At 72.8% G+C, this 4,457-nt stretch carries 5 protein-coding genes and 1 pseudogene; 3 read left to right on the top strand and 3 right to left on the bottom strand.

Annotated features, from left to right (window positions below; translation table 11 throughout):
- The first annotated feature begins 155 nt into the window (after positions 1–155).
- Entirely contained in the window at positions 156–1,100 is a 945-nt protein-coding gene (locus E1262_RS29960) for an endonuclease domain-containing protein (protein ID WP_132108000.1), read from the top strand.
- A gap of 71 nt (positions 1,101–1,171) precedes the next feature.
- Here E1262_RS29960 and E1262_RS29965 read toward each other — a convergent pair whose 3' ends face one another.
- From E1262_RS29965 to E1262_RS29975, 3 genes are all read right to left on the bottom strand, one after another.
- Entirely contained in the window at positions 1,172–2,338 is a 1,167-nt protein-coding gene (locus E1262_RS29965) for an FUSC family protein (protein ID WP_203454739.1), read from the bottom strand.
- Between the two features lie 53 nt (positions 2,339–2,391).
- Positions 2,392–2,688, bottom strand: a complete 297-nt coding sequence (locus tag E1262_RS29970) for a GroES family chaperonin (protein WP_132108004.1) — start codon at positions 2,686–2,688, stop codon at positions 2,392–2,394.
- Positions 2,689–2,755: 67 nt separating this feature from the next.
- Positions 2,756–3,091, bottom strand: a complete 336-nt coding sequence (locus E1262_RS29975; RefSeq protein WP_132108001.1) for a DUF3618 domain-containing protein — start codon at positions 3,089–3,091, stop codon at positions 2,756–2,758.
- Positions 3,092–3,142: 51 nt separating this feature from the next.
- Between E1262_RS29975 and bcp the strand changes: the two genes are divergently transcribed.
- Both bcp and E1262_RS29985 read left to right on the top strand, forming a co-directional pair.
- Entirely contained in the window at positions 3,143–3,622 is a 480-nt protein-coding gene (gene bcp / locus E1262_RS29980; protein ID WP_132108002.1) for a thioredoxin-dependent thiol peroxidase, read from the top strand.
- A pseudogene (locus tag E1262_RS29985) lies at positions 3,619–4,457 on the top strand (hypothetical protein); the annotation flags it as partial. The gene bcp and the pseudogene E1262_RS29985, both read left to right, overlap by 4 nt.

A 4,457-nucleotide genomic window follows, 5' to 3' on the forward strand; every position in this document is an offset into this window, starting at 1 on the left:
TCGCCCGCCCCCGTCGCGCCCCCCGTTCCGTTGATCATGGAGAAATCGGGGTTCCGAGCGTCGGGGAAGCCCGATTTCTCCGTGATCAACTCGGATGGGGCGGGGGCTGTGGATAACTTTCCGCAAGATCATCCGATTCGGGTCATCATCAGGCGGTGCCACGCCGACCCACCGTTCCAGAGCCGTTCTCCTCGCGGCCGTTCCGTGTCCGCGACGCGACGTCGGCGGGCGTGCCTGTCGACGTGCTGGACGGGCCGCGGTTCCGGCGGCCGTTCCAGGGCGTACGAATCCCCTCGTCGGTCCCCGACTCTCTGGTGACGACGTGTCAGGCGGCCCGGCTCGTGCTTCCCCGCGAGGTCGCCTTCAGCCACGAGACCGCGGTGCTGCTGTGCGAACTTCCGGTGCCGGCGTTCGACGGCGACGTCGACGTCATCGTGCCGCCGGGCGCCGTGGTGCCCCGTCTGGCCGGAACGGACGGCCACGTCGGCCTGGACCCGGCCACGGTCATCGAGTTCCACGGGCTTCCCGTCGTCCGGCCGGAGCGCACGTTCGTCCACCTCGCGGCCACCTGGCGACTGGACGATCTGGTCGTGCTCGGCGACGCGATGCTGCGGCGCTGGACCACGCCGGACCGCCTGCACGACGAGGTCGCCGCGCTCACCCGCCGGCGCGGCATCGTCCGCGCCCGTGAAGCGCTGCGGCTGATCCGGCCGGAGGTCGACTCGCCCATGGAGACACGCCTCCGGCTGCTCATCGTCGACGCCGGGCTGCCGTGTCCCGAGGTCGGTGTGAACGTCGTCGACGAGACCGGCGCCTGGCTCGCCCGGCCCGACCTGTCCTACCCGCACCTGAAGATCGCCATCGAGTACGACGGCGACCACCACCGCACCGACCAGCGACAGTGGCGCCGCGATCGGTACCGCGACGAACAGCTGCGTGACGCCGGCTGGATCGTCATCCCCCTCACCGCCGACGACGTCCTCCGTCATCCCCGGCGCACCATCGACCGCATCCGCCGTTACGTCCAGCTCCGCACCGGCGCCCCCGTTGATCATGGAGAGATCGGAGTTCCGAGTATGCGGGAACTCCGATCTCCATGATCAACGGGCCTCGTGGGGGCCGACGAGCGGTGGGCGGCCGACGGGCGGAACGGCCGCCGCGGACGGCGGCGTCAGCCGTAGGTGACCGGGCCCTCGGGGAGACCGGGTAGCAGCTCCTGGACCTCGTCGCGGCTCAGGCCGGTCGACAGCAGGACGTCGACCGCGAGCGACCGCACCTGGGCGATCACCACCTGTCCGGCGAAGCCGCCGGTGTGATCCAGCGCCTCGGTCGCCATGCGGGCGGCCTCAACGGCGGACACGCGGGCCTCGCGGGGCTCGTCGCCGCGTTCGAGGTCGATGCGGAGCAGGCGTACGGCGCCGGCCAGCGCCCGCAGCGACTGCGGCAGCACCCTCGGCACCGGCTCGTCGCGCTGCAGCAGGCTGATGACGTGCCGGCACAGGACACGGGTGTTGCGGGTCATGTAGTCCAGTGGCGTGGCGACGTCGAGGTAGGCGGCCAGGTGGCCGCGCTTCTGCCACCGAACGGGGGCGATCCGAGCGACCTCGTTGGCGCCCTCCAGCGCGGAGTGCATCGCGTCGACGTCGGTCTGGGTCTCGCGAGCGCGCTCCAGCGCCTCGGTGGCGGCGGCCCGGTCGCGCTCGGCCAGCGCGTGGGCGGCGGACTCCAGCACCTCGGCGACCGTGGTGAGCAGCGGGTCGATCTGCCGCCGGGCCGCGGAGACCGGGTTCAGCGGCAGCAGCAGGATGCTGATCACCAGCCCGACGCCGCAGCCGATGAGGGCGTCGACGAAGCGGTCGAGGTTGAGGCCCGTCGGGTCGGCCGGCGCCAGCGCGACGACGAGGACGGCCGACGCGCCGGCCTGGGTGACGATGAGCGGGCCGCCGTCGATCAGCAGCGCCGCGATCATCGCCAGCGCGACGACGAGTGCCAGCTGGACGACGCCGCCGCCGATCCACGACACCAGCAGGTCGCCGACGAGCACGCCGACCGCCACGCCGCCGACCAGCTCCAGCACCCGCGGCAGCCGCTGCCCGAGCCCGCCGCCGAGGACGATCAGGGCGGAGATCGGCGCGAAGAACGGCTGCGCGTGGTCGATCGGCGGGATGGTCGCCAGCCACCACGCCAGCGCCGCGCCGAGCGCCGACTGGACGATCGGCAGCGCCGTGAGCCGGACGCGTCGCAGCCGCGTGCCGGCGCTCTCCTTGGACCGCTGCGCCAGCACTTCGAGCGCCTCTTCACGCCGCTGCGACGACGGGTTCTCTGGCGCTCCGGGCACAGCTCCGATCGTAGAGCGCCCGGCGCCCCGTAGGGCGGTCGCGGACCGTCCGGCTACAGGTAGAGGCCGGTCTGGCCGTCGGTGAGCCGCTCGGACGCGACGGCGTGCAGGTCGCGCTCGCGCAGCAGCACGTAGGTCTCGCTGCGCACCTCGACCTCGGCCTTGTCCTCAGGGTCGAAGAGCACGCGGTCACCGACCTCGACGGTGCGCACGTTCGCCCCGACCGCCACGACCCGGGCCCATGCCAGTCGCCGGCCCATGGCGGCCGTGGCGGGGATGACGATGCCGGCGGACGAACGCCGTTCGCCCTCCTCTCCGTCCTGCGAGACCAGCACGCGGTCGTGCAGCATCCGGATGGGCAGCTTCTCGGGGTCCTGGGGTGTCACAACAGTAGAGGGTACGTCCGGATCGCAGCGGTCAGCGCCGCCGTGCCCGCCAGAGCAGCAGCCCGACCACCAGGGCCGCGCCGGCGACGGCGCCGAGCACGTCCAGCCGCGGGTTGCCGTCGGGCGTCGTGATCCGCGCCCGCAGGCCCGCCGTCCCGTCCTTGACCAGCCGGGACGGCGACAGCCGCGCGGTCAGCTCGTCGATGTTGGCCGCCAGCCGCTCGGTGCGGGCGGTGATGTCGCTCTCGATCTGGCGCGCGCTGCGGCCGCGCTTGGCCAGCTCTGCCTGCACCTCTGGCGCCATCGGCACCGGCTGTCGCGACGCCGGGAGCACGGGCTGGGTCGGGTTCTGATCCGCGGCGGACACGGGATCTACCGTACCGATGCGACCGTCCTGCCGTATGGATACGGTGTGAACGTGACTGACTCGCGACTCTCCCCGGGCGACGCCGCGCCCGAGTTCACGCTCCCCGACGCCGACGGCAGGCCCGTCTCCCTCACCGACTACCGGGGGCAGCGGGTCGTCGTCTACTTCTACCCCGCCGCGATGACTCCGGGCTGCACCACGCAGGCCTGCGACTTCCGCGACAACCTCGCCTCCCTACAGGGCGCCGGGTACGTCGTGCTAGGCGTCTCACCCGACGCGCCGGGCAAGCTGGCCGAGTTCCGCGAGCGCGACCACCTCACCTTCCCGCTGCTGTCCGACGAGAGCCGCTCGACGCTCGAGGCGTACGGCGCTTACGGCGAGAAGAAGCTGTACGGCAAGGTCGTGCAGGGCGTCATCCGGTCGACGTTCGTCATCGACCCCGACGGCAAGGTCGAGAAGGCCATGTACAACGTCAAGGCGACCGGGCACGTCGCCAAGCTCCGGCGCGACCTGGGGCTCGACGCGGCGTGACACGTGCTCGCCTGCGCACCGTACTCGCCGTGGCGCTGATCGTCCTCGGCACGCCGCTGTTCCTCGCCGGGGCCGCGACGGCCGTCTACATCGGCCCCGACGACACCGTCGAGTACGCGCGCGCCGACGTCGGCGGCGACGGTTCCGTCGCGGCGACCGCGGTCGACATCGCGACGGTGACCGGTCCGGTCCTGCATGTCACCGCGCGGATGGCCGACGACGGCGAGGTGTTCGTCGGCGTCGCGCACCGCATCCACGTCGACTCCTATCTCGACGGTGTCGGGCAGCAGACGGTGACGGCGGCGGACCTGCGCGGCGAGGTCACGTCGTCATCCGAATCCGGCGGCCCTGCGCCGGCCGCCCCGCCCGGCGACCTGGACTGGTGGGAGTCCAGCGCCTCTGGGTCCGGCTGGCGCGGCGTCTCGTACGAGCTGACCGACGAGCCGGTCCGGGTCGTCGTCATGTCGCCGTCGGCGTCCGGCGAGCCGCTGGACGTCGAGCTGAGCTTCGGCGTCGAGGTCGACGGCATCTTCCTGACCGGTGTGCTGGTGGGGGTCGGAGGGCTGCTGCTGATCGGCGGCGGCGTGCTGCTGCTCTGGCTGCGGCGGCGACGGCGGAAGCGCGAGCTGCGCTCCGTCCCCGATAAGAAGGACGACGAGACCCCGAAGCCGCCGGACCGGCCCGACGACAAGGAGGACGAGCCGGCCGGCGAGCCCGCCGAGAAGCCGGCGAAGGAGAAGGTCGCGACCGTCACCCCGCTGCCAAAGCGGCCGTTGCCCAAGCGCACGCCGCCGCCCCCGGCGCCCGCGCCGCCCCCCGCCCCGGAGCCACCGCC

The sequence above is a fragment of the Jiangella aurantiaca genome (assembly GCF_004349105.1).
GTDB classification, from domain to species: Bacteria; Actinomycetota; Actinomycetes; order Jiangellales; family Jiangellaceae; genus Jiangella; species Jiangella aurantiaca.